The following is a 23,218-nucleotide window of genomic DNA, read 5'->3' on the forward strand; positions in this document are numbered from 1 at the left end:
CTGCGGCCCCGGGTTGTGTGTCGCGTGGAGTGGTGCCGTCATGAAGGATTGTCCCCGTCTGTTCGCCGATCCGGCGACGCAGCCGCCGATGGAGGCGGACGCGGTGCGGGACCTGACGCCGGGACAGGCGCATTATCTGGGAACGGTGCTGCGTCTGGGGGTGGGGGACGAGGTCGCCCTGTTCAACCCGCGCGACGGGGAATGGCTGGCGCGCATCGAGGCGATGCGCCGCGACCGGGGGCAGGTGCGCCTGCTGCGGCAGCGGCGCGCGGCGGAGCCCGTTGCGGGGCCGGTCCTGCTGTTCGCGCCGCTGAAGCGCGATGCGACGGACATGGTGGTGCGCATGGGTACCGAACTGGGGGTCACACGATTCCTGCCCGTCCTGACCGAACGGACCAACACCCACCGGGTCAACGAAGCACGCCTGGAAACCATTGCCGGCGAGGCGGCGGAGCAGTGCGAGCGCCTGGACGTGCCCGCGATCGACGCCCCCCGGCGCCTGGCCGACCGGCTGGGGGAGTGGCCGCCCGAACGGCGTCTGTTCGTGGCGGCCGAACGCGCCGACCGGCGCGGCGGCGCGGGGGGGATCGAGGATGTCGCCGATGGCGACGGACTGCTGGTCGGACCGGAGGGCGGGTTTTCCGATGTCGAGGTCAACATGTTGCGCGCACGGCCATTTGTCAGGATGATCTCGCTGGGCGGGCTGATCCTGCGGGCCGATACGGCCGTGGCCTGTGGCCTGTCCCTGATGGGGGCTGGCCTGCGGCGCGTGTCTGGTGCAGGGTCGCGCTGAGAGCGCAGCCTCAAAAGCCTTGATGCTTACGACCCGCACGGCCTCTGACCGATCCGTTGCGTTTTTTAGGATTTTTGCAGAAACGATGTCGAACCCCGGCGAGCAAGATACGACCCCCATTGAATCGGTCAGCCAACTGGCCCGCCTGCTGGCGGACGGGGGCAAGCCGCGCGGCCTGTGGCGGATCGGCACCGAGCACGAGAAATTCGGCTTCGTCCTGCCCGCCGCCGCCGGCCCGGCGCGCCCGGCCTGGATGCCGCCGCCCTACGCCCCCGACGGCATCTCCGAAATCCTGACCGACCTGAACCGCCAGGATGGCGGCACGCGGTGGGAGGCGATCCATGATGCGGGCAACCTGATCGGGCTGAAGGGCATCGGGCCCGAGCGCGGCGGGTCGGTGTCGCTGGAGCCGGCGGGGCAGTTCGAACTGTCGGGCGCGCCGCTGGCCAGCCTGCACGATACGGGGCACGAGATGGCCCGGCATTTCGAGGCGATCCGTCCGATTTCCCGGTCGCTGGGGGTCGGCTTCGCCCCGCTGGGCTTCCACCCGCTGGCGCGGCGCGCCGACATGCCGTGGATGCCCAAGAGCCGCTACGCCATCATGCGGAACTACATGCCCAAGGTCGGCACGCTGGGCCTGGACATGATGCAGCGGACCTGCACCGTGCAGGTCAACCTGGATTTCGCATCCGAAGCCGACATGCTGCGCAAGCTGCGCGTGTCGCTGGCGCTGCAGCCGGTGACGACGGCGCTGTTCGCCAATTCCCCGTTCTACGAGGGCCGGCCGAACGGGTTCATGTCCAACCGTGCCCGGATCTGGACCGATACCGACACTGCGCGGTCGGGCATGCCGGACCTGTTCTTCTCGCCCTCCTTCGGGTTCGAGCCCTATGTCGAATGGCTGCTGGACGTGCCGATGTATTTCGTCGTGCGCGACGGGCGCATCCTGGACGTGGCGGGGCGGTCGTTCCGGGCGTGGATGAAGGGCGAGCGCCAGGACGGGCTGGAGGGCCTGACCCCCACCGTGGGCGATTTCGAGGACCACATGACGACGGCCTTCACTGACGTGCGGCTGAAGCGGTTCCTGGAAATGCGCGGGGCGGATGCCGGGTCGCCCGAGATGATGCTGGCCATGTCCGCCCTGTGGGTGGGGCTGCTGTATGACGACGCGGCGCTGGCCGCCGCCGACGCGCTGGTGCGCGAGCAGGATTGGGCGCACTACGTCGCCCTGCGCGCCGCCGTGCCACGGGCGGGGCTGGACGCGCCGTGGGTGGGCGGCACGCTGCGCGAACTGACGGCGCGGATGGTCGAGATCGCGGTGCAGGGGCTGCGCGCGCGCGCGGTGACGGACGGGACCGGACGTGACGAGAGCCATCTGCTGGCCCCGCTGCAGGAGATCGCGGCCGGCGGCCCGACGCAGGCCGAACGGTGGCTGGAACGCTATCACGGGGCCTGGAAAGGCGACGTCACGCATATCTTCAGCGAAGCGGCGGTTTAAGAGTATCGGGCCTTCGTTTCGTTGAATTCGATAACGCGAATAATTCGCACGATATCGAAATGACTTGTGCGCATCAGCGATGTTCGACATACAGGCTGGATGCGCAAGTTCGCGACGCTGAGTGATCAGGAAATCCTTGCTCTCGCCATTTCGAACGAGGAGGAGGACGCGCGGATCTATGCCGACTTCGCGTACGCGCTGCGCGAGAACTATCCCGACACCGCGCGCATCTTCACCGACATGGTGCACGAGGAGAACGAGCACAGGCGCGGCCTGATCGACTTGTACGTCCGTCGCTTCGGGTCGCATATTCCGCTGATCCGCCGGCAGGATATCGCGGGGTTCCCGGCGCGGCGTCCGGCCTGGCAGGTGCAGGGGATGGGGATCGAGGCCGTGCGCGGCCATGCCCGGCAGATGGAGCTGGAGGCGGCCCGGTTCTACCGGCAGGCCGCGCTAGGCACGAACGAAGCCGCGACGCGCAAGCTTCTGGGCGACCTGGCGGTGGCCGAGGACCAGCACGAGCAGGCGGCCGGAGCCATCGAACGCGTTCGCCTGCCTGCCACCAAGCGCGAGGGCGAGGACGAGAACGCCCGCCGCCGCTTCGTGCTGCAGGTGATCCAGCCCGGGCTGGTGGGGTTGATGGACGGGTCGGTGTCCACGCTGGCCCCGGTCTTCGCGGCGGCCTTCGCCACCCATCGCCCGTGGGAGGCATTTCTGGTCGGCATTGCGGCCTCGGTCGGGGCCGGGATTTCCATGGGGTTCGCGGAAGCCCTGTCGGATGACGGCAAGCTGTCCGGGCGCGGCGCGCCGGTGCTGCGCGGGGCGATCTGCGGGCTGATGACGACGGCGGGGGGCATCGGCCATACCGTGCCGTTCCTGATCGACCGGTTTTCGGCCGCCATGACGGTGGCCGTCGCGGTCGTGGTGGTGGAACTGGTCCTGATCTCGTGGGTGCGCTGGCGCTACCAGGATACGCCGTTCGGCTCGGCGGTGGTGCAGATCGTCCTTGGCGGGGCGCTGGTCTTCGCGACCGGCATCCTGATCGGTTCGGCGGGGTAGGGGCTGCGCCTTGATCTTGCCCGGATGATCGGGCAACGAGATCGGGAACGATTCCGCTGCGACCGATCGGACCCCATGACCCGCCCCAACTGCCTGTTTCCCCTGCCGACCGGTGTCGCATGCGCCCTGCTGGCGGGGCTTGCCTGTCTGCCGGCTTCCCTCCATGCCCAGACGGTGACGACTCCCGCGCCCACGGCCATGACGCTGGCCCTGGCCCCGGCCGACCGGGCCTGGGTCCAGCGCGTCCAGGACTACCTGAACGGCGTGACGACGCTGGAGGCGCAGTTCCAGCAACTGGCCCCCGACGGCAAGCGCACGACCGGAACGGCGTGGCTGAGCCGTCCGGGGCGGATGCGCTTCGAATATGACAAGCCCAGCCCGCTGCTTCTGGTGGCCAATCACGGCCAGGTCGTCTTCAACGACAGCCAGTTGGGCCAGACCACGACGCTGCCGCTGGACAAGACGCCGCTGGGGCTGCTGCTGCGGCCCGGGCTGCAACTCTCGGGGGATGTGACCGTTACGGGGTTCACACATTCCAACGGGTTGGTGCAGGTCACGCTGGTGCGGACGGCCTCGCCGGCGGACGGGAGCCTGACGCTGGTGTTTCATGACAGCCCGATGTCCCTTCGGTCCTGGAGCGTCGTCGATGCCCAGGGGCAGGAAACCAGGGTCGATCTGTACAATATCCGCCTGGGCGGCGGCCCCTTGCCGGACGGGCTGTTCGATACGGAAATTGGCGAGCAATAATAATATCCTAGGGCTGGTCCCTTTCCCGGGCGAGTTCCAGCGCGCGGGCATAGACCGTGCGGCGGGGCAGGTTGACGGCGCCGGCGACCAGCGCGGCCGCGTCCTTGACCGACAGGCTGGCCAGCGCCGCGCGCAGCCGGCTGTCCAGGTCGTCCGCCCCGCTGTCGTCCTCGGCCGGCGGGCCCAGCAGGACCGTGATTTCCCCCCGTGCCGCATTCTGCGCGTACCAGGCGGCCAGCGTGCCGGCGGGGCCGCGCCGGACTTCCTCGAACCGCTTGGTCAGTTCGCGCGCCACGGCGGCGGGCCGGTCCGCGCCGAAGATGTCGGCCAGGTCCGCCAGCATGGCGTCCAGCCGGTGCGGGGCCTCGTGCCAGATCAGGGTGGCGGACAGGCCGGCCTGTTCGGCCGCGCGCAGGCGCCCCAGCGCCTCGCGCCGCGCCGCCGTGCGCGGGGGCAGGAAGCCCGAGAACAGGAACGGATGCGGCGGCAGGCCCGACAGGGTCAGAGCGGTGATCGCGGCGTTGGGGCCGGGGACGGCCGTGACCGGAATATCGGCCGCGATCGCCGCCCGCACCAGGCGAAAGCCCGGATCGGACAGCAGGGGCGTGCCGGCATCCGACACGATGGCGATGCGCCGCCCGCGTTCCAACTGGGCGATCAGGGCGGGAATCCGCTGCTGCTCGTTATGGTCGTGCAGGGGTTCGGTGCGGACGGTGATGGCGCGCGAGGCCAGCAGGCGCGCGGTGACGCGCGTGTCCTCGCACAGCACGAGGTCCGTCCCGGACAGGGTCGCGACGGCCCGGTCGCTGAAATCGCCCAGGTTGCCGATGGGGGTGGAGACCAGCGCCAGCCCCCCCTGGCCTGGGCGGGCGGGCGTTTCGTCATCGGATGTCACGTCATCGGATGTCACGTCATCGGGCGCCATGTCCCCGGGTGTCGTATCGTCCGGGGCATGACGGGCGGGTTCCGCTCCGCTATGGGGAGAGGGCGCTTGGAAAGGCAGGGACGAGGAAGATGAGTCGGTCATTCGCAATCCGGACACAGAAACGGCGTGCAGAGTCAGCCCGTCCCGGCCCGTCTGGCAAGGCCGGACTGCTGATGGCGGCCTCGCTGGCCGGGCTTGCGGCCTGTGCCGGTCCCGCGGCGGGTCCCGCCGGCCCCGTGACCGCAGGCCCGCCGGCACCCGCCCCCACGGTTCCCGCCGGGCGGACGGTCGGCGTGCTGCTGCCGCTGAGCGGGGGCAATGCGCGGCTGGGGCAGGAAATGCTGGCCTCGACACGGCTGGCACTGGGCGCGCCCACCGCGCCGCCGCTGGATATCCGCGATACCGAAGCCGCCGGGGGCGCGGGGGCCGCGGCCCAGGCGGCGGTGGCCGCCGGCGACGGCGTGATCCTGGGGCCGCTGACGGCGGCCGAGACCACGCAGGCGGCCGCGGTCACGGCTTCGACGTCCATCCCGATGCTGGCCTATACCAGCGACCTGTCGCTGGGGCGCCCCGGCGTGTGGGCGCTGGGCATCGCGCCGGAACAGCAGGTCGAACGGCTGGTGACGGCCGCGCGGGCCGAGGGACGGCAGCATTTTGCCGCCTTCCTGCCCGACACGGCGCTGGGCCGGGCGATGGGCAAGGCCCTGACGGAGGTCTGTGCCGCGCAGGGGCTGGCGACGCCGGACGTCGTCTATCATACCACCAGCCCGGCCAGCATCACCCAGGGGCTGAAGACGCTGTCCGCCTACGACACGCGCCTGGCCGCCGCCCAGCCCGGTGCCCAGGCGCCGGTGCCGCCCGACATGTCGGCGGTCGACCCGCTGGGGGCCGGGGCGCCCGCTGTTCCGGCGCCCGCGACAGGGCAGGGGACGGCCCCCGCCGCCCCGGCCGTGCCCAAACTGGGGGCGCCGCCGTTCGATGCGCTGCTGCTGGCCGATACCGGGCTGCAACTGGCCAGCGTGATCGATGCGTTGCAGGCGGTGCAGGCGATCGGCCCGGCCGCGACCGGCACCGCGGCAGCGGCGCAGGCCCCGGCCATCACCGTGGACACGCCCCCGGCGGCGGCCCCGGTGGCGGGCGCGGCGGTGACCGGGGTCCCGGCCCATACGCCGGTCGGCGCCCTGACCGTGCCCCCGACCGTCAGCACCCAGCCGGCCGTCGCCCCCCCGTCGCCGCCGCAGCAGGCGTCGGTGCCGGTGCGCATCCTGGGTACCGGGTTGTGGGGGGCGTTCGCCGGCAAGCTGGGGCGCCTGGAAGGGGCGTGGTATGCGGCGCCGGACCCGGGCGCGCGCCAGCGGTTCATCCAGATCTTCATGGCGCGGTATCATCACATGCCCACGCCGCTGAGCGACCTGTCCTATGATTCGGCGGCGCTGGTCGGTGCGCTGGACCGCGCGCGGCCGCCGGGACAGCCGAACGGATACGCGATCGCGGCGTTGACGCGACCGGATGGATTTTCAGGGGTGGACGGAGTGTTCGGATTGACGCCCGATGGCCAGACACTGCGTGACCTGGCGATTTTCCAGATCCAGCCCGGCGGGGGCGGCCGGATCGTCAGTCCGGCGGCGGGGCGTCTGGTGCGGGACCAGCGAAGCTAAGGAAAAGAGGGGGGCGGCCGATCAGGCCGCCGCCGTCGCACCGCAGGCCAGGACAGGACGAATGGCGTACAACGCGGCTTCGAACCGGTGAAAGGTGCCCAGCCGATGATCGCGCAGATTGTCGATCAGGACCCAGTTCATGCCTTCGGGCCGCAGCAGGTAAGCCGGATCGGCGTTTTCGCGGACCCAGACAAGGACGTGTTCGATCGGTCCGTCTTCGGACCGGGAGGAGACATCGGCATCACACAGGCCCATGCAGGCCCCTGCATCCAGCCAGCGCATCAGATATTCCCGATGGCGCGGCAGGAAGCTGGCGCGCAACGGAATGACGTTGGCAGGGGCCGGGCCCGGGGTCGGGACGTTCGCCTTCAGGGTCATGTTTCTGGCCATCTGAATGTCCTTGGATGAGGGGGCGAAGCAGACGCTAAAGGTCCACGCCGGGCATTGCCAAATTGAATCTGAGCGCCGCCGCCGCACAAACAGGCAGATCTTTACAGATGTGGCAAAAAAGCAATGATCCGTTGCGCAAAGGCCTTAATTATGGGCACGGAATGGTGCAATTGCTTCAGAATTAGCGCTGGAATTGTAACAGCAGGGTATCGTGGCCCGTCGCCGCGCCCGTGAATGCCTGTTTTTGATGCGTCGCCGACATGAACCCCGTGCCGCGAGGCCCCATGCCCGCCGGGTGGGCGTCAGGGCCGCAGGTGTTTCGGCCAGCGCCGGTGCAGCCACAGCCAACTGCCCGGGCGGGCGCGGATCCAGCTTTCCAGCCGGTCGTTGACGGCCTGGGTCAGGGCCAGGATGTCGGCCTGGCGGTCGCCGCTGTCCGGCAGGTCCATCGGCGGCTCGACATGGATGCGCAGCCGCGCCGGGCCCAGCCGTTCGACATAGCCTGGGATGACCGGGCAGCGATAGCGCAGGGCCATGGCGGCCAGCGCGGGGGCGGTCATGGCGGGGTGGCCGAACAGCCGGGCCTCGATCCCGTCATTCATCTTCTGGTCCACCAGCATGCCCAGCCGCCCGCCGCGCGCGATATGGGCCAGCGCGCCGCGCGCGCCGCGCGCGCCCTTGGCGAACATGGGCACCGACTGCCCCATCGCGGCGTCGCGCAGGCCGCGGATCATCGCATCGACCAGCGGGTTGCCCGCCGCGCGGTAGAACGAGGCGAACGGCAGGCCGTGATGCGCTACCCCGGGGGGCAGCATCTCCCAGTTTCCGATATGGCCGGACATGAAGACCACCGGGCCGCCGCGCGCCGCCTGGGCGGCCAGGTGTTCGGCCCCCACGACATCCCACCCCGGCCCCGAGGCGGTATCGCGGGGCAGGGCCGCCAGGTGGGGGAATTCCCCCACCGTGCGACCCAGATTGTCCCAGACATCCCGGATCACCGCACGCCGTGCCGCCTGGTCCAGTTCCGGCATCGCCAGGCGCAGGTTGGCATCGGCGACGCGCGAGACCGGCAGCCGCGGGCCAATAATGCGGCAGACCGCCCCCCCGACATTCGATGCCCGCACCGGTCCCAGCCGGCGCAGCAGGGCCAGCGCGCCACGCGCGGCCAGGGCCTCGGCGCGCATCAGCAGGGTGACGCGTGGCGTCTTGTCCGTGTCCGTCATGATGATGCTTTATCCAGCCACATATCCAGCAGCCGCTCCGGCGCCATGGGATCGGCCCATGCCAGCGTGACGTCCACGCTGCGGACCTGCGCCCGGATGGCGGGGGGCAGGCGTACCGCGTCCTTGGGCGTCGTCAGCAGCACGGCGCCCTGTACCGCGGCCATGGCTGACAGGCGGCGCACGTCCCGGGGGCGATAGGCATGATGGTCGGGAAAGGGCAGGCAGGCCGCAAGCCGGATGCCCTGCGCGCGCAGCCCGTCGAAGAACTTGTCGGGCCGCCCGATCCCCGCGAAGGCGATGGCGGGCCGCCCGGCCAGCATCGGGGCAGCCTCCTGCATCGCCAGGTCGGCACGCAGGACCGGCAGGGCGGGGGGCAGGTGCGCCAGCGCCCCGGTCCGGTCCCCGCCGATCAGGATGGCGGCGCGTGCGCGCCGGCAGCCCTGCGCCACCGGTTCGCGCAGCGGCCCGGCGGGCAGGACATGCCCGTTGCCGAAGCCGCTGCCGCCGTCGATGACCAGCAGGCCCATATCCTGGCGCAGGCCGGGATTCTGGAACCCGTCATCCATCACCAGGCAATCCGCCCCGGCGGCCACCGCCGCGCGCGCGCCGGCCGCGCGGTCGGCCGACACATGGCAGGGGGCGACCCGGGCCAGCAGCAGGGCCTCGTCCCCGACCTCGGCGGCGCTATGGCGGGCAGGGTCCACCAGCAGGGGGCCGCGCGCGCGGCCGCCATAGCCGCGGGTCAGGATATGCACATGGCGCCCGCGCGCGACCAGGCGCGCCGCCAGGTCCAGCGCCACGGTCGTCTTGCCCGCGCCGCCCGCCGTCAGGTTACCGCAGCACAGGACGGGAACCGGCGCGCGCCAGCCTGTCCCGCGCATGCGCCGCGCCGTGGCCAGCGTGTAGAGTGCTGCGGCCGGCGCCAGCAGGCGCGCGGGCCAGCCGCCATCGCCCCCGGACCAGAAGCGGGGCGCGTGCATCACGTCTCCATCAGCGCCAGCAGACGCGCGGCGATGCGGCCTGGCAGGCCCTGGTCCTGGCTGGCGACCTGGGCCGCGCGGCATCCGGCATCGTGCGCGCGCGCCGGGTCGGCCAGCGTGCCGTCCACCCAGTCCGCCAGCGCGGCGGCGTCCGGCACGATGGCGACGGCGTCCCGCAGCCGGGCGAAGGCGCCGGTAAAATTCGCGATCAGCGGCCCGGACGCCAGGGCGGCGCCGAACCGCGCCGGCTCCAGCGGGTTGTGTCCGCCCCGTTCGTCCCGTCCCCCCGGGGCCGACAGGCTGTTGCCCAGGAAGACGATCGGCACCACCCGGTAGAACAGGCCCAGTTCGCCCAGCGTGTCGCAGATCCAGAACCGGTCGGCGGGGCCGGGCTCGGCCCCCGCCGCACGGCGGGGGGCACCATCCAGCAGCTCGGCGATCTCCACCCCGCGTTCGGGGTGGCGGGGTACGATGATCGTCAGCAGGTCCGGGTGGCGGTCGCGCAGCAGCCGGTCGGCCTGGGCGATCAGGTCTTCCTCCCCCTCATGGGTCGAGGCGGCCAGCCAGACCGGGCGCCCGGCGATGACGGCGCGCAGGCGGTCGATCTCCGCGGGATCGGCCGGCAGGGGCGGGGCGGCGTCCTTCAGGTCGCCGGGGACGTCCACCCGCGTGGCGCCGAGGGCGTGCAGCCGCGCCGCGTCCTCGTCCGATCGTGCGGCGATCCAGGCGAAGCGGCCGAGCATGCGTTCCGCCAGGCCCCGCAGACGGCTCCATCCCGCGCGCGAGCGGTCCGACAGCCGCGCGTTCAGCAGCACGATGGGGACGCCGGCCCGATGGCAGGATTCCAGCAGGTTGGGCCATAGCTCGCTTTCGGTCAGCGCCGCCGCATCGGGGCGCCAGTGGCGCAGGAAGCGGTCCATCCAGCCCGGCACGTCCAGCGGCACGAACTGATGGATCACCCGCGCGCCCCACGCGGCCTGGGCCCGGCGGCGGTCCAGCAGTTCGCCGGCGGTGACGGTCGCCGTGGTGAACAGCACATGCAGCGTGGCGTCCCGCCGCGTCAGTTCGGCGACGACGGGCAGGACCGACAGGGTCTCGCCCACGCTGGCGGCGTGCAGCCACAGGACGCGCCCGGGCGGGCGGGGGCGTGCGGACCGGCCCCTGCGTTCGTTCAGCCGTCCCCGGACTTCCTTGCCCCGCCGCAGGCGCCGGCGCAGCAGCAGGGTCAGCGCCGGAGCCAGCGCGGTGGCAAGGCCGGCCCACAGGCCCGACAGGAACCGGGCCGGGGCGGGGCAGGCGGCGCGCATCGCCTGGTCGATGGCATCGCCCAGCCGCGTCGCGGCGTCTTCATGATCATGCGGGGTGACGATGATGGGCGCCCCGCAGACGAAGCGCCCGCGCCCGAAGGGCAGCGGCACCATCATCCGGTCCCAGGTGTCCAGCCGCCAGGCGGAACAGCACGCCCCGACCGGGACGATCGGCGCGGCAGACAGGCGGGCCAGGCCGACCACCCCCTGCTGGACCTGGCGGCGGGGGCCGCGCGGGCCGTCCGGGGTGATGACGATCAGGCTGTCATTGCGCACCTGGTCCAGCATGCGGCGCAGCGCCCGGGCGCCGCCCTTGCTCTTGCCCTTGCGGTCGGTCGATCCGGCGATGGCCTTGATCTTCCAGGGGGCGACGATGTCGGTGACCAGGCGGCCATCGCGGTTGCGGCTGATCAGGACATGCAGGCGCAGGGCGGGATTCTGCGGCGTTGCCCACCACCACAGGGCGGGGGTCAGGACCAGCGCCTCGTGCCAGAAGGCCACCAGGGCCGAATGCTCGCCCCGCCCGGTCAGCAGGGGATGGGCGTCGGGATGGATGTCGAACGTCCAGCGCGTGGTGCGCAGCGCCAGGCGCAGATAGGCGCGCAACAGGACGATGGCCAGCGCGCGCGCGCCACCCGTTCCCGGCAGGCGCCTCAGCATGGGCCGTGAAGGACGGGGCGGCGTGTCATGTATCCGGCGGTAGCATGCACGACCGCCCGGCGAAAGGGCCCGCGAAAGCGGGGCGAGCGGGTGAAGCGTCAGACCCTTAGCAGGCGGCGCAGGCCAAATCCCTCGGCCAGCTCGCCGCGCACGGCGGGCTGGTAGGCGGTGTGGAAGCGGGCATGGGCGAGGGCCCAGACGGCGGGATCGGCGTCGTCGGGCAGTTCGACCGTGGTGGCGCCGCACCGCAGCAGGAACTCATACTGGTCGGGCAGGGGGCGGCCGGTCACGCGGATGTCGCCGGCAAAGCCCAGATGTTCGCGCAGGGCCCGGGCCTGACTGAAGGCGCGGCCGTCGCGAAAGCTGGGGAAGGTCACGGCGACCAGCGACAGGCGCGGCAGGGCGGTGCGCAGCACGGCGATTTCGGCGTCCGGCGGGATCGCGACGCCCAGCTCTTCGTTGCTGTTGCGTGCCAGCCCGTCCCCGATCCGCGCCAGGGGCACGATCACGGGGCCGGTCGCGGGCAGGGCGTCGTCGGGGCCGATGGCGGTCCAGCGATCCGCGACGAGTCGTCCGTCTTCAAGCAGTGGCATAAACGGCGTCCTTGAACAGCGCGGCACCCAGCCGCCGATAGGTATCGAGGAAGCGTTCCTCACCGGTGCGATGGACCAGATAGGCGTCCACCAGCCGGGCGATGGCGTCCACCGTCGCGTCCTCGGGCAGGGCCGGGCCCAGGATCTCGCCGATCGCGGCGTCGCTGCCGGCCGAGCCGCCCAGGGTGAGCTGGAAGAACTCCTCGCCCTTCTTGTCCACGCCCAGGATGCCGATATGGCCGGCATGGTGGTGGCCGCAGGCATTGATGCAGCCCGAAATCTTGATCTGCAGGTCGCCGATGCTTTCCTGCAGTTCCGGGTTGGCGAAGCGGGCGCTGAGCTTCTGCGCGATCGGGATCGACCGTGCATTGGCCAGCGAGCAGTAATCCAGCCCGGGGCAGGCGATGATGTCGCCGATCAGCCCGATATTGGCGGTGGCCAGCCCGGCGGCGCGCAGGGCCTGCCACAGCGCGTGAAGCGCGTCCTGGCGGACATGGCCCAGTACCAGGTTCTGCATGTGGGTGATGCGGATTTCGCCGAAGGCGTAGCGGTCGGCCAGGTCCGCGATGACGTCCATCTGGGCCGAGGTCGCGTCGCCCGGAATGCCGCCATCGGGCTTCAGCGAGATGACGGCCGAGATATATCCCGCCGTGCGGTGGGGGTGGGTGTTGGTGCGGACCCAGCGGTCGAAGGCCGGATCGGCGCGCCGGGCGCGGTCCAGATGCCCGGCCGCGTCGGCGGGCGCATCCAGGTCGGGCGTGCCGAAGCGCGCGCGGATGGCGGCCACCGTTTCGGGCGGCAGGCGATAGCGCGCGCGGTCCATGGCGGCGAATTCGGCGTCCACCCGGGCGCGATAGCCCTCGACCCCCAGCGCCTGGACCAGGATCTTGATGCGTGCCTTGTAGATGTTGTCGCGGCGGCCGTACTCGTTATAGACGCGGATGATCGCTTCCAGATAGGCCAGCAGGTCTTCCTCGGGCAGGTCGTCGCGCAGATGCACGCCGATGATCGGCGTCCGGCCCATCCCGCCGCCGACGAAGACGTCGAACACCGTCCGCCCGTCCGGCCCCGGCTTGGCCACCAGCCCGATATCGTGGAAGCGGGCGGCCACGCGGTCGTTCGGGCTGCCGCTGATCGCGATCTTGAACTTGCGCGGCAGGAACGAGAATTCGGGATGCAGCGTCGACCACTGGCGCAGGATTTCGGCATGCACGCGCGGGTCGACCAGTTCGTCCACGGCGGCACCGGCGAACTGGTCGCAGGTCACGTTGCGGATGCAGTTGCCGCTGGTCTGGATGGCATGCATGTCCACCCCGGCCAGCCGACCCAGGATATCGGGCGTGTCTTCCAGCCTGATCCAGTTGAACTGCAGGTTCTGCCGCGTGGTGAAATGGCCGTAATCGCGGTCATAGGTCCGCGCGATATGGGCCAGTTCGCGCATCTGGCGGGAATCCAGCATCCCGTACGGGATCGCGATCCGCAGCATGTAGGCGTGCAGTTGCAGATACAGGCCGTTCATCAGGCGTAGCGGCTTGAATTCATCCTCGGACAGGGCGCCGGACAGGCGGCGGGCCACCTGGTCGCGGAACTGCTCCACCCGGTCGGCGAGGAAGGCGCGGTCCACCTGGTCGTAGGCGTAATGCCCGACCGGCAGCGTGGGGGCTGTGGTGTCAGCTTGCATGGGCGGCACTCCCGGCGGGGGTGGCGAAATCGGGATGGACGGTCGGGCCGAAGGCGCGGATCCGTTCGCGGACCGTGACCGGGACGGGGGTCGCGGCCTCGGGATTGATCTGCACGCCGTAGACGCCGACCACGCCGTCCTGCTGCTGACGGCCGGCGGTCTCGGCGATCGCGGCTTCGACGGCGTCGTTGGAGATAACCCGCGCGGCGTCGATCCGTTCGGACCACAGGCCGTCCGCCGCCAGCCAGACGATGCGCCCGTCCAGCAGCCGGTTGGCGGTCACCACGCTCGAACCGCCCGCTTCGCGGCGGTTGCTCCTGACATCCATGCTCTGATCAGTCCTTTTTCAGCCGGCCCGGTCCAAGCGGCATCGTCCAGGCGGCATCCCCTGTTTCACAGGGTCATTAGGGGGAGTCATCGGGCGTATACAAGGGTAATGCACGATTCATTATCGTGCAATAAGCGTCGTGCACAGGCCCGGGGCACCTGCTCGGGTGCGGGATACGCACCCGGGCGGCGGGATCAGGACCGGCGGCGCGCGGTATCGCCCAGCGCGACGCTGTCGGTCACGTAGGCGGCCAGCCGTCCCGCGACGTCCGCGACGCTGTCCAGGCCGGTCGCCAGGCGCAGGTCGGGCGTGGCCGGGACATCGTACGGGGCGTCGATGCCGGTGAAGCCGCTGATCCGCCCGGCGCGGGCTGCCGCGTACAGGCCCTTGGGGTCCCGGGCCTCGCAGGTTTCCTGGTCGGCGTCGATGAAGATTTCCCGGAACCCGTCGCCCACGATCTGGCGGGCCAGGTCGCGGTCGGCGGTGCGCGGCGAGATCAGCGCGACCAGCACCACCTGGCCGGTTTCGGCCAGGATGCGCGCCACGGCGGCGGCACGGCGCACGTTCTCGGTCCGATCGGCCTCCGAGAATCCCAGATCGGCGCACAGGCCGGCCCGCAGCGTGTCGCCGTCCAGGACCGAGATGTCGATTCCCTGGGCGAACAGGCGGCTTTCGGCGGCGCGGGCGATCGTGCTCTTGCCCGCGCCGGGCAGGCCGGTCATCCAGAAGACGCCGCCGCGATGGCCGCGCGCCTGCGCCCGGTCCCACAGCGACACCGTGCTGCCGGTCGGGTGAATCGCCTTCGTGCCGCTGGCAATCGCGGCGGGGCCGATCAGCGGCGCGCCGGCCACGATGCGCTGGTGCAGATCGACCAGCACGCCCCGCCCGTCCGTGGTGCCGGGGGCGAACGGATCGAACAGGATGCTTTCGGACGCCGCCAGGGTGATTTCGGCAAAGCCCTCGGGCGGGACGTGGTCGGCCGCATGTTCGGTCAGGTCATCCAGCCGCACGACGGAATCGATCGAGGCCACGGTGACCTGATGTTCGGCGGTGCCCAGGCGCAGGCGGAAGCTTTCGCCCACCCGCAGCGGTTCCTGCCGCAGCCAGAACAGGCGCGAACGGATGCGCGCGGCGCGCACCGGGGCCTCGTCCGCGCGATGCAGCAGGTCGCCCCGGTCCGGGATCACGTCGGGTTCCAGCGTGATCGCCACCGACTGGCCGGCGACGGCGGAAATCTGCGGCGCGGTATGCCAGCTTTCGATCGACGCGACGCGGGCCGTGGTGCCGTGGGTGCCGATCACCAGATGGTCGCCCACGCTGACGCGGCCGCGTTCGATCCGCCCGGCGACGACGCGCTTGGAATCGAAGCGGTAGACATCCTGCACCGGCAGGCGCAGCGGCAGGTCGGCGCGGCCCGCCGGGGCCGGCACCAGCATCAGCGCGTCGGTCAGGGTCGGGCCCTTGTACCAGGGCATGTTGGGCGAACGACTGGCGATATTGTCGCCTTCGCGGGCCGAGGCGGGGACGAACAGGCTGGGTTCGATCTCAAGCTGCTTCAGCAGGGCGGCGACCGCGCGCTCGGATTCCGCGATCCGCGCCTGGTCGTATCCCAGCAGGTCCACCTTGTTCATCAGGACGATGACATGGCGGATGCCGATCAGGCGCAGCAGCATGGCGTGGCGGCGCGTCTGCTCCTGCGCGCCTTCGGCGGCGTCCACGACCAGCACGGCGGCCTCGGCGTCGGCGGCGCCGGTGATCATGTTGCGCAGGAACTGCCGGTGGCCCGGCGCATCCACGATCACGAACTGGCGGTTGCCCAGCAGGAACGGGATGCGCGTCGAATCGACCGTCACGCCCTGATCGCGCTCGATCTGCAGGCTGTCGAGCAGGAAGCTCCATTCGACGGCCAGCCCGCGCTTCCGGCTGGATTCGATGATCTGCGCGACGCGGCCCTCGGGCAGGTTGTCGGTGTCATGCAGCAGACGGCCGATCAGCGTGGATTTGCCGTGGTCGACATGGCCGACGATGACGATGGGGGTGGCCGCGTCCTGACGGGCGGCGGAATCATAAGTCATGGCGGGTCTCGATCCGTCCGGGGTCACAGATAGCCGGCGACGCGCAGCCGCTCGAACGCGTCTTCGGATTCATGGTCCATGGCGCGGCCGGCGCGCTCGGACGTGCGGGTGGTCTGCAGTTCCGCGATCACCTCGGCCACCGTGGCGGCCTCGCTTTCGATCGGGCTGGTGATGTCCTGGTCGCCCAGCGAGCGATAGCGCTTGCCGTTCTTCGAGAAATACAAATCCACCAGCGGAATGCCCTCGCGCTCGATATAGCGCCAGATATCGATCTCGCGCCATGACAGCAGGGGATGGACGCGGATATGCACGCCTTCCTCATGCGGGGTGGCGTACTGGTCCCAGAATTCCGGCGGCTGGTTGCGGACATCCCACTTGTGGCTGGACCCGCGGGGGCTGAAGACGCGCTCCTTGGCGCGGGTCGCCTGTTCGTCGCGGCGGATGCCGGCGATCACCCCTTCCAGCTTGTATTTCTCGATCATCGTGGCCAGGCCGGCGGTCTTGCGCGCGGCGGAGCGGGCGGCCGGCGGCAGGGTCGGGTCGATCTCCTCGACCGGCGGGCAGTCGCCCAGCAGCAGTTCCAGGTTCCATTTGCGGACATATTCGTCGCGGAACCGGTACATCTCGGGGAATTTCTTGCCGGTATCGACATGCATCACCGGGAACGGCACGCGGCCCAGGAACGCCTTGCGCGCCAGCCACAGCATGACGTTGGAATCCTTGCCCAGCGACCACAGCATCGCCAGCGGCTTCAGCTTCCGGTACGCTTCGCGCAGGATATACACGCTCTGGGCTTCGAGTTGGTCGAGATCGTCCATGACGGGGGCGCTACCTTACAGGGTTTCGGGCTCTACGGGGTGGGTTCAGACGTGGATGCCGCATTCGGTCTTCGACAGGCCGGCCCAGCGTCCGGCGCGCGGGTCCTCGCCTTCCGCCACCGGACGGGTGCAGGGGGCGCAGCCGATCGACTTGTAGCCCCGCAGGGCCAGCGGATGGCGCGGCAGGTCGCGGCGCGTCATTTCCGCGTCCAGTTCGGCCGGCGTCCAGCGCGCCAGGGGATTGATCTTGATGCGGCCGTCGGCGGCGTCCTCGACGACCGGCAACTGGGCGCGCGTCGCGGCCTGCGAACGCTTGCGGCCCGTCATCCAGGCGTCGAAGGGAATGATCGCCTCGTCCAGCGGCTCGACCTTGCGCAGCGCGCAGCAGGCATCGGGATCGAAGGCCCAGAGTTGCCCGTCGGGGTCGCGCTCGCGGATCTGCCGGGGCTGCGGCTGGATGCTGCGCACGTCGGTCAGGCCCAGGCGGGCGGCCAGCCGGTCACGATAGGCCAGGGTTTCAGGGAAATGCTGCCCGGTCTCCAGGAACAGGACCGGAATGGCGGGATCGACCTCGGCCGCCAGCGCCAGCAGCACCGCCGATTCCGAGCCGAAAGACGACACGATGCCGACCCGGCCATGCAGCCCGCCGGTCATCACGGCGCGCAGGATGGCCGGCGCGGACTCACCGGCGGTCTCGATGGATTGCCTGATCGCTGGGTCTATGCGCACGGTTCAGATCCACATCCCTCAATGCACGATCGATGATCGTGCTTTGAAGAGGGACTTAATCATTTCCGGCGCGAGGTTCAAGCGAAATATACGCAAAGGTAATGTAGTATATTCGCATGCCACCCATGACGGGCTGGATTATGGGCGGTATTAACGGCTCATCAACACCGGCAGTTCGGCATTTTCCAGCACGTGGCGCGTCACGCCGCCCAGGATCAGCTGGCGCAGCCGGGAATGGGAATAGGCGCCCATGGCCAGCATGTCGGCGTTGAACTCGCGGCAGGCGGACAGCAGGGAGGCACCCACGGTTTCCCCGGTATTGCCGAATTCCAGCAGGTCGGCATGAATGCCGTGGATGGCCAGGTAGTCGGCGGCGTGGCGGGCCTCGGGGCCCCGGCGCTGGTAGTCGCCGGAATACAGGATGCGCACGGCCTCGGCCTCGGCCGCCCAGGGCAGGATATGGTGCAGCGCCGCCGTGGCCTCGGCCGTGCCGTTCCAGGCGATGCAGATCCGCCGTCCGGCGGTGGCGGGCGCCCGGCGCGGGGCGATGACCACGGGCCGGCCGCTGTCAAACAGGATGGCGTGCAGGGTTTCGGACGACGACACTTCATCGCCGGAATCGGGGTGCGGGACCACCGTGACGTCGCACAGCCGGGCGCGGAAGGTAATGACCTCGTGCTCGCGGCCCGTCATGGTGACGAAGCTGGCGGTGGCGCTGCCTACCGGGTTGGTGTGGAAGGGCGGAATGGGGCCGGTGACGGTGACCTCGTTCCCGGCGGTGAAATGGTCGAACAGTTCGCGGACGGCCAGCGACCGGCGCGCGCCCTCGCGCTCGGCCGCCGACATCATTTCCTCGACCATCGCGCCGGACAGGCCCTCGCCCGCCAGGGGGGCCACGTCGCGGCTGTCGGCGCGGACATGCAGCGCCGCGACATGGCCGCCGAACTGACGGGCGAACAGCAGGCCGGTGGCCAGCGCGGCCTCGGCATTGGACGTTCCACTCAGCGGCAGGAGGACTTTCTGTATGTTTTTCAAATTCTTTTCTCCAGACTCCGAAGAACGTCGCCGTTCGATGGTGCAATTCGCGAGGATCGGGCCGTCTCTCCCGCCCAACCAGGGCCCAACTAGGGATAGAGACGCGTCGTCTCCCATCCCGTTTCGGCGCGGCGCCAGACGGCCCGATCATGCAACCGATGCGGGCGGTTCTGCCAGAACTCGATTCGGTCCGGAACCAGCCGGAAACCCGACCAGTTCGCCGGGCGCGGAATGGCGCCGTCCCCGTCGGGGTAGCGCTCTTCCAGGTCCGCCAGGCGATGTTCGAAGATCGCGCGGTCGGGTAGGGGGCGCGACTGGTCGGATGCGATGGCGCCCAGTCGGGACATGCGCGAACGGCTGGCGAAATAGGCATCGGCCTCGGCGTCGCTGACGCGTTCGACCGATCCCTCGATGCGGATCTGGCGCGCCACGCTCTTCCAGTGGAACAGCAACGCGGCGTGCGGGTTTTCCGTCAGTTCCCCGGCCTTGCGGCTTTCGAGGTTGGTATAGAAGACGAAGCCCCGCCGGTCCGCGCCCTTCAGCAGGATCATCCGCACCGAGGGGCGGCCGTCCGGCGTGGCGGTGGCCAGGGCCATCGCGTTGGGATCGACCGGTTCCGCGGCCTCGGCGTCGCGCATCCATGCCGCGAACAGGGCGAAGGGGTCCGCGCCCAGATCGATCAGCGGCCCCAGATGGGCCTGCGGGCCGAGGTCGCTTTGCCCAGGGTCGCCGTGCGGGGTCGTCATGCCATCCGTTCCATTCCTGCCTGGCCCGCTTGCCACGATGCCCGCGAAACAGGGTACCTAGTCATGCTCGGATCTTGTCCCACGCGCCTGCTTGTGCAACCACGGCGCCAATCCGATCATGCCATATTCCATTCTGAGGATCCTATCATGTCAGACGGCACGCCCAAAGCCCCGCTCACCGGCACCCTCATGAAGGGCAAGCGCGGGCTTGTGATGGGTGTCGCCAATGACCATTCGATCGCCTGGGGGATCGCCAGCGCGGTTGCGGCACAGGGCGGGGAACTGGCCTTCACCTATCAGGGCGAGGCGCTGGGCAAGCGGGTCCGCCCGCTGGCCGAACGCGTGGGATCGTCGCTGGTGCTGCCCTGCGACGTGGGCGACGACACCGCGATCGATGCGACCTTCGCCCGGATCGAGGAAGAGTGGGGGGGGCTGGACTTCCTGGTCCACGCCATCGGCTGGGCGGACAAGCAGTATCTGCGCGGGCGCTATGTCGATACCCCGCGCGATGCCTTCCTGACGGCGCTGGACATCTCCTGCTATTCCTTCACCGCCGTGGCGCAGCGGGCGGCGCGGCTGATGAAGGCGGGCGGATCGATGCTGACCCTGTCCTATCTGGGGGCGGAACGGGTCATGCCGCACTACAACGTCATGGGCGTGGCCAAGGCGGCGCTGGAGGCCTCGGTGCGCTACATGGCCGCCGACCTGGGCCGCGACGGGATTCGCGTGAACGGCATTTCGGCCGGACCGATGAAGACGCTGGCCGCCAACGGGATCGGCGATTTCCGCTACATCCTGAGGTGGAACCAGTACAACTCGCCGCTGGAACGTAACGTGGCGCTGGACGAGGTCGGGGGCGCGGGGCTGTATATGCTGTCCGACCTGTCGGGCGGCGTGACCGGCGAAATCCACCACGTCGATTCCGGCTACCATATCGTGGGCATGAAGAACCCCACGGCGCCCGACATCAGCGTTTCGGGCGACTGAGAAGGCACCCGGGGCGCCGGGGAAAAGCGGGGAGCGTCGGGTCATGTCGCACAATAGTTTCGGCCATCTGTTTCGCGTCACGACCTGGGGCGAGAGCCACGGCCCCGCGATCGGCTGCGTCGTCGACGGCTGTCCGCCGCGCTTGCCCCTGTCCGAGGCCGACATCCAGCCCTGGCTGGACCGCCGCCGCCCCGGCCAGTCGAAATTCACCACCCAGCGCCAGGAACCCGACGCGGTGGAAATCCTGTCGGGGGTGTTCGAGGGGCAGACCACCGGCACCCCGATTTCCCTGCTGATCCGCAATACCGACCAGCGCTCGCGCGATTACGGCGACATTGCCGAACGCTACCGGCCGGGCCATGCCGACGTGGCCTATGACCTGAAATACGGCATTCGCGACTATCGCGGGGGCGGCCGGTCCTCGGCGCGGGAAACCGCGATGCGGGTGGCGGCGGGCGCCGTCGCGCGCCGTGTCCTGGGCGAGGGCGTACGGATTCGCGGCGCGCTGACGCAGATCGGGGCCCATCGGGTCGATCGTGCGCGCTGGGACTGGGACGCGGTGGACACCAACCCGTTCTTCTGTCCCGATCCGGCGATGGTGCCGGTGTGGGAAGAATATCTGGGCGCCGTGCGCAAGGCCGGGTCGTCGATCGGCGCGGTGATCGAAATCGTGGCCGAGGGCGTGCCGGCCGGGTGGGGGGCGCCGGTCTACGGCAAGCTCGATTCCGACCTGGCCATGGCGCTGATGAGCATCAATGCCGTCAAGGGCATCGAGATCGGCGACGGGTTCGCCGCCGCCGAACTGACGGGCGAGGAGAATGCCGACCCGATGCGCATGGTGGACGGTCGCCTGACCTTCGGCGCGAACCACGCGGGCGGCGTGCTGGGTGGCATTTCCACCGGCCAGCCGCTGGTGGCGCGGTTCGCGGTCAAGCCGACCAGTTCGATCCTGGCCCCGGTCGACTCGGTGACGCGTGGCGGGGAGAATGTCGAGGTCTCGACCCGGGGCCGGCACGATCCCTGCGTGGGCATCCGCGCGGTACCGGTGGGCGAGGCGATGATGGCGTGCGTGCTCGCCGACCATTTCCTCCGCCATCGCGCGCAGGTCGGTCCGTAAACGCGCGCCGGAGGCGACGCGCGGAAGGCCGGATTCAGGATTTCAGCGTCGCTTCCAGCGTGATTTCGGCCTTCAGCAGCTTGGAAATCGGGCAGCCGGCCTTGGCCTTGGCGGCCAGTTCCTGGAACTGGGCGTCGGTCGTGCCGGGGATCGTCGCCGTCAGCGTCAGGTGCGCCGCCGTGACCGCGAAGCCGTTGGGCTGCTTGTCCAGGGAAACGACCGATTTGGCGTCCAGCGCGCTGGCGGTCAGCCCGGCCTCGCCCAGGATGTTGGACAGCGCCATGGCGAAGCAGGCGGCATGGGCGGCGCCGACCAGTTCCTCGGGGTTCGTGCCCTTGACGTCCCCGAAGCGGGTGTTGAAGCCGTACGGGTGGGCCGACAGCGCGCCGCTTTCGGTCGAAACGGTGCCCTTGCCGTCCTTCAGTCCGCCCTGCCACTGGGCGGTGCCGTATTTCTTGATGGTCATGGTCTGGAATCCTTCATGGTTGCCGCTTGCGCGTCAGACCATAACGCCCCGCCGTGCGGGGTGATGCGGGCGGGCCGCACACGATCCGGTGAAGCGCCGCGGCCGGGATGCCGATCCAACTGTTGCGTGCGGCGGGCGCTGGTGCCATAGGACGAGCCAATCGTGACAGGGACATTGCCTGCGCCGCCGGCCTGTCCGTGCCCTGCAATCGTTCGCGACGGAATGCCGGCCCACGCAATGGATCAGACCCTTCCCACCCCGCTGGAACACGACCATCTGCTGTTTCCCGAAGGTTTGGCGCTGGAATGCGGATTCCGCCTGGCGCCGGTGCGGGTCGCCTACCGGACCTACGGCACCCTGTCGGCGGCGCGCGATAACGCGATCGTCGTCTGCCATGCCCTGACGGGCGACCAGTACCTGGCCGATACCCAGCCCCTGACCGGCAAGCCCGGCTGGTGGAGCCGCATGGTGGGGCCCGGGTTGCCGATCGACACCGACCGGTTCTTCGTCATCTGCATGAACGTGCTGGGCGGGTGCATGGGCTCGACCGGGCCGCGGTCCTCGCGCACCGGAATGGAAGGCGAGGGGGCGGAGCCGTGGGGCACCGATTTTCCGCCGATTACCATCCGCGACATGGTCCGCGCGCAGAAGCTGGTCGTCGACCATCTGGGCATCCGGCGGCTGTTCGCCGTCGTCGGCGGGTCGATGGGCGGGATGCAGGTGCTGGAATGGGCCGCGACCTTCCCCGACATGGTGTTCGCGGCGATGCCGATCGCGACCTCGCCGTTCCATTCGGCCCAGAACATCGCGTTCAACGAGGTCAGCCGCCAGGCCATCTTCGCCGATCCCGACTGGCATGGTGGCCGCTACTGGGAACGCGAGGCCGTCCCGGCGCGGGGGCTGGCGGTCGCGCGGATGATGGCGCACATCACCTATCTGTCCGAAGAGGCGCTGACGCGGAAATTCGGCCGGCGGGTGCGGCGCGACCCGTACGGTCCGGCCAACCCGCTGTCCCTGTTCGGCGAGATGTTCGAGGTCGAGAGCTATCTGCGGCACCAGGGCTCGTCCTTCGTGCGGCGCTTCGACGCCAATTCCTACCTGACCATCACGCGGGCCATGGATTATTTCGACCTGGGAGCCGATCATGACGGCGACCTGTCGCGGCCGTTCCAGGGAACGCGCACGCGTTTCTGCATCGTCTCGTTCTCGTCCGACTGGCTGTTCCCGACCTCGCAGGCGCGGCTGCTGGCGCGCGCGCTGAACCGCGCCGCCGCCAACGTGTCGTTCGTCGAGATCGAGAGCGACAAGGGCCATGACGCCTTCCTGCTGGACGAGCCGGATTTCGATCGCACGGTGCGCGGCTTCCTGTCCGGCGCCGCCGAACATGCGCGGATCGGCTGAAC

Annotated in this window: 22 protein-coding genes; 8 read left to right on the forward strand and 14 right to left on the reverse strand. The window is 70.0% G+C overall.

Annotated features, from left to right (window positions below; genetic code table 11):
- The first annotated feature begins 40 nt into the window (after positions 1 to 40).
- The 4 genes from GDIA_RS15600 (at position 41) to GDIA_RS15615 (ending at position 4,097) form a co-directional block, all read left to right on the forward strand.
- A complete protein-coding gene (locus tag GDIA_RS15600) occupies positions 41 to 793 on the forward strand; it encodes a 16S rRNA (uracil(1498)-N(3))-methyltransferase (RefSeq protein WP_012554760.1) in 753 nt (250 codons plus the stop codon).
- Positions 794 to 878: 85 nt separating this feature from the next.
- On the forward strand, positions 879 to 2,291 hold the full coding sequence (locus GDIA_RS15605) for a glutamate--cysteine ligase (RefSeq protein ID WP_012554761.1): 1,413 nt from the start codon (positions 879 to 881) through the stop codon (positions 2,289 to 2,291).
- A 99-nt stretch (positions 2,292 to 2,390) separates the two neighbouring features.
- Positions 2,391 to 3,350 (forward strand): iron exporter MbfA, encoded by a 960-nt coding sequence (gene mbfA, locus GDIA_RS15610; RefSeq protein ID WP_012227695.1) that lies wholly within the window; start codon positions 2,391 to 2,393, stop codon positions 3,348 to 3,350.
- 75 nt (positions 3,351 to 3,425) lie between these two features.
- Entirely contained in the window at positions 3,426 to 4,097 is a 672-nt protein-coding gene (locus tag GDIA_RS15615) for a LolA family protein (RefSeq protein ID WP_012227693.1), read from the forward strand.
- A 7-nt stretch (positions 4,098 to 4,104) separates the two neighbouring features.
- Here GDIA_RS15615 and rsmI read toward each other — a convergent pair whose 3' ends face one another.
- Complete coding sequence (gene rsmI, locus GDIA_RS15620; RefSeq protein WP_012554762.1) at positions 4,105 to 5,124, reverse strand: 16S rRNA (cytidine(1402)-2'-O)-methyltransferase; 1,020 nt, start codon at positions 5,122 to 5,124, stop codon at positions 4,105 to 4,107.
- 71 nt (positions 5,125 to 5,195) lie between these two features.
- On the opposite strand from rsmI, the gene GDIA_RS15625 reads away from it, so the two are divergent.
- Positions 5,196 to 6,680 carry a penicillin-binding protein activator gene (locus GDIA_RS15625; protein ID WP_012554763.1) on the forward strand — a complete coding sequence of 495 codons (1,485 nt, stop codon included), beginning with the start codon at positions 5,196 to 5,198 and terminating at the stop codon, positions 6,678 to 6,680.
- Between the two features lie 21 nt (positions 6,681 to 6,701).
- Here GDIA_RS15625 and GDIA_RS15630 read toward each other — a convergent pair whose 3' ends face one another.
- From GDIA_RS15630 to pdxH, 12 genes are all read right to left on the reverse strand, one after another.
- On the reverse strand, positions 6,702 to 7,070 hold the full coding sequence (locus GDIA_RS15630) for a hypothetical protein (RefSeq protein ID WP_012554764.1): 369 nt from the start codon (positions 7,068 to 7,070) through the stop codon (positions 6,702 to 6,704).
- 302 nt (positions 7,071 to 7,372) lie between these two features.
- Entirely contained in the window at positions 7,373 to 8,293 is a 921-nt protein-coding gene (locus GDIA_RS15635) for a lysophospholipid acyltransferase family protein (RefSeq protein ID WP_012554765.1), read from the reverse strand.
- On the reverse strand, positions 8,290 to 9,273 hold the full coding sequence (gene lpxK, locus GDIA_RS15640) for a tetraacyldisaccharide 4'-kinase (protein WP_012227683.1): 984 nt from the start codon (positions 9,271 to 9,273) through the stop codon (positions 8,290 to 8,292). Before lpxK ends, GDIA_RS15635 begins: the two co-directional genes overlap by 4 nt.
- Positions 9,273 to 11,240 carry a glycosyltransferase N-terminal domain-containing protein gene (locus tag GDIA_RS15645; RefSeq protein ID WP_012554766.1) on the reverse strand — a complete coding sequence of 656 codons (1,968 nt, stop codon included), beginning with the start codon at positions 11,238 to 11,240 and terminating at the stop codon, positions 9,273 to 9,275. Before GDIA_RS15645 ends, lpxK begins: the two co-directional genes overlap by 1 nt.
- 98 nt (positions 11,241 to 11,338) lie before the next feature.
- Positions 11,339 to 11,833 (reverse strand): DUF934 domain-containing protein, encoded by a 495-nt coding sequence (locus tag GDIA_RS15650; RefSeq protein ID WP_012554767.1) that lies wholly within the window; start codon positions 11,831 to 11,833, stop codon positions 11,339 to 11,341.
- On the reverse strand, positions 11,820 to 13,514 hold the full coding sequence (locus GDIA_RS15655; protein ID WP_012554768.1) for a nitrite/sulfite reductase: 1,695 nt from the start codon (positions 13,512 to 13,514) through the stop codon (positions 11,820 to 11,822). Before GDIA_RS15655 ends, GDIA_RS15650 begins: the two co-directional genes overlap by 14 nt.
- Entirely contained in the window at positions 13,504 to 13,842 is a 339-nt protein-coding gene (locus tag GDIA_RS15660; RefSeq protein ID WP_012227673.1) for a DUF2849 domain-containing protein, read from the reverse strand. The genes GDIA_RS15655 and GDIA_RS15660 overlap by 11 nt, the downstream gene beginning before the upstream one ends.
- Positions 13,843 to 14,036: 194 nt before the next feature.
- Positions 14,037 to 15,917: an adenylyl-sulfate kinase gene (cysC, locus tag GDIA_RS15665; RefSeq protein WP_012554769.1), complete on the reverse strand. Its 1,881-nt coding sequence runs from the start codon at positions 15,915 to 15,917 to the stop codon at positions 14,037 to 14,039.
- Positions 15,918 to 15,940: 23 nt separating this feature from the next.
- Positions 15,941 to 16,735 carry a sulfate adenylyltransferase subunit CysD gene (gene cysD, locus GDIA_RS15670; protein WP_012227671.1) on the reverse strand — a complete coding sequence of 265 codons (795 nt, stop codon included), beginning with the start codon at positions 16,733 to 16,735 and terminating at the stop codon, positions 15,941 to 15,943.
- A gap of 45 nt (positions 16,736 to 16,780) precedes the next feature.
- Positions 16,781 to 17,389, reverse strand: a complete 609-nt coding sequence (locus GDIA_RS15675) for a phosphoadenylyl-sulfate reductase (RefSeq protein ID WP_407635503.1) — start codon at positions 17,387 to 17,389, stop codon at positions 16,781 to 16,783.
- Positions 17,390 to 17,614: 225 nt separating this feature from the next.
- The gene (locus tag GDIA_RS15680) at positions 17,615 to 18,499 is read right to left on the reverse strand and encodes a universal stress protein (protein ID WP_012227668.1); all 885 of its coding nucleotides are present in this window, start codon (positions 18,497 to 18,499) and stop codon (positions 17,615 to 17,617) included.
- A gap of 89 nt (positions 18,500 to 18,588) precedes the next feature.
- On the reverse strand, positions 18,589 to 19,245 hold the full coding sequence (pdxH, locus tag GDIA_RS15685) for a pyridoxamine 5'-phosphate oxidase (RefSeq protein ID WP_012554771.1): 657 nt from the start codon (positions 19,243 to 19,245) through the stop codon (positions 18,589 to 18,591).
- Positions 19,246 to 19,392: 147 nt separating this feature from the next.
- Between pdxH and fabI the strand changes: the two genes are divergently transcribed.
- The gene (gene fabI / locus GDIA_RS15690) at positions 19,393 to 20,232 is read left to right on the forward strand and encodes an enoyl-ACP reductase FabI (RefSeq protein ID WP_012554772.1); all 840 of its coding nucleotides are present in this window, start codon (positions 19,393 to 19,395) and stop codon (positions 20,230 to 20,232) included.
- 43 nt (positions 20,233 to 20,275) lie between these two features.
- The gene (gene aroC, locus GDIA_RS15695; protein ID WP_012227664.1) at positions 20,276 to 21,349 is read left to right on the forward strand and encodes a chorismate synthase; all 1,074 of its coding nucleotides are present in this window, start codon (positions 20,276 to 20,278) and stop codon (positions 21,347 to 21,349) included.
- Between the two features lie 34 nt (positions 21,350 to 21,383).
- Here aroC and GDIA_RS15700 read toward each other — a convergent pair whose 3' ends face one another.
- Positions 21,384 to 21,815, reverse strand: coding sequence for an OsmC family peroxiredoxin (locus GDIA_RS15700; RefSeq protein WP_012554773.1), 432 nt, complete (start codon positions 21,813 to 21,815; stop codon positions 21,384 to 21,386).
- Positions 21,816 to 22,052: 237 nt separating this feature from the next.
- Between GDIA_RS15700 and metX the strand changes: the two genes are divergently transcribed.
- Positions 22,053 to 23,216, forward strand: coding sequence for a homoserine O-acetyltransferase MetX (gene metX / locus GDIA_RS15705; RefSeq protein ID WP_012554774.1), 1,164 nt, complete (start codon positions 22,053 to 22,055; stop codon positions 23,214 to 23,216).
- Positions 23,217 to 23,218: the final 2 nt, after the last annotated feature.

It is taken from the genome of Gluconacetobacter diazotrophicus PA1 5 (assembly GCF_000021325.1).
GTDB classification, from domain to species: Bacteria; Pseudomonadota; Alphaproteobacteria; order Acetobacterales; family Acetobacteraceae; genus Gluconacetobacter; species Gluconacetobacter diazotrophicus.

What these genes read in the sequence shown, in the direction of transcription:
- aroC (WP_012227664.1), top strand. Translation starts at nt 20,276, where the DNA reads ATGTCGCACAATAGTTTCGGCCATCTGTTTCGCGTCACGACCTGGGGC.
- fabI (WP_012554772.1), top strand. Translation starts at nt 19,393, where the DNA reads ATGTCAGACGGCACGCCCAAAGCCCCGCTCACCGGCACCCTCATGAAG.
- rsmI (WP_012554762.1), bottom strand. Translation starts at nt 5,124, where the DNA reads ATGACCGACTCATCTTCCTCGTCCCTGCCTTTCCAAGCGCCCTCTCCC.
- GDIA_RS15650 (WP_012554767.1), bottom strand. Translation starts at nt 11,833, where the DNA reads ATGCCACTGCTTGAAGACGGACGACTCGTCGCGGATCGCTGGACCGCC.
- GDIA_RS15700 (WP_012554773.1), bottom strand. Translation starts at nt 21,815, where the DNA reads ATGACCATCAAGAAATACGGCACCGCCCAGTGGCAGGGCGGACTGAAG.
- cysD (WP_012227671.1), bottom strand. Translation starts at nt 16,735, where the DNA reads ATGGACGATCTCGACCAACTCGAAGCCCAGAGCGTGTATATCCTGCGC.
- pdxH (WP_012554771.1), bottom strand. Translation starts at nt 19,245, where the DNA reads ATGACGACCCCGCACGGCGACCCTGGGCAAAGCGACCTCGGCCCGCAG.
- metX (WP_012554774.1), top strand. Translation starts at nt 22,053, where the DNA reads ATGGATCAGACCCTTCCCACCCCGCTGGAACACGACCATCTGCTGTTT.
- GDIA_RS15675 (WP_407635503.1), bottom strand. Translation starts at nt 17,389, where the DNA reads ATGACCGGCGGGCTGCATGGCCGGGTCGGCATCGTGTCGTCTTTCGGC.
- GDIA_RS15615 (WP_012227693.1), top strand. Translation starts at nt 3,426, where the DNA reads ATGACCCGCCCCAACTGCCTGTTTCCCCTGCCGACCGGTGTCGCATGC.
- mbfA (WP_012227695.1), top strand. Translation starts at nt 2,391, where the DNA reads ATGCGCAAGTTCGCGACGCTGAGTGATCAGGAAATCCTTGCTCTCGCC.
- GDIA_RS15605 (WP_012554761.1), top strand. Translation starts at nt 879, where the DNA reads ATGTCGAACCCCGGCGAGCAAGATACGACCCCCATTGAATCGGTCAGC.
- lpxK (WP_012227683.1), bottom strand. Translation starts at nt 9,273, where the DNA reads ATGCACGCGCCCCGCTTCTGGTCCGGGGGCGATGGCGGCTGGCCCGCG.
- GDIA_RS15645 (WP_012554766.1), bottom strand. Translation starts at nt 11,240, where the DNA reads ATGCTGAGGCGCCTGCCGGGAACGGGTGGCGCGCGCGCGCTGGCCATC.
- GDIA_RS15655 (WP_012554768.1), bottom strand. Translation starts at nt 13,514, where the DNA reads ATGCAAGCTGACACCACAGCCCCCACGCTGCCGGTCGGGCATTACGCC.
- cysC (WP_012554769.1), bottom strand. Translation starts at nt 15,917, where the DNA reads ATGACTTATGATTCCGCCGCCCGTCAGGACGCGGCCACCCCCATCGTC.
- GDIA_RS15630 (WP_012554764.1), bottom strand. Translation starts at nt 7,070, where the DNA reads ATGGCCAGAAACATGACCCTGAAGGCGAACGTCCCGACCCCGGGCCCG.
- GDIA_RS15600 (WP_012554760.1), top strand. Translation starts at nt 41, where the DNA reads ATGAAGGATTGTCCCCGTCTGTTCGCCGATCCGGCGACGCAGCCGCCG.
- GDIA_RS15635 (WP_012554765.1), bottom strand. Translation starts at nt 8,293, where the DNA reads ATGACGGACACGGACAAGACGCCACGCGTCACCCTGCTGATGCGCGCC.
- GDIA_RS15625 (WP_012554763.1), top strand. Translation starts at nt 5,196, where the DNA reads ATGGCGGCCTCGCTGGCCGGGCTTGCGGCCTGTGCCGGTCCCGCGGCG.
- GDIA_RS15660 (WP_012227673.1), bottom strand. Translation starts at nt 13,842, where the DNA reads ATGGATGTCAGGAGCAACCGCCGCGAAGCGGGCGGTTCGAGCGTGGTG.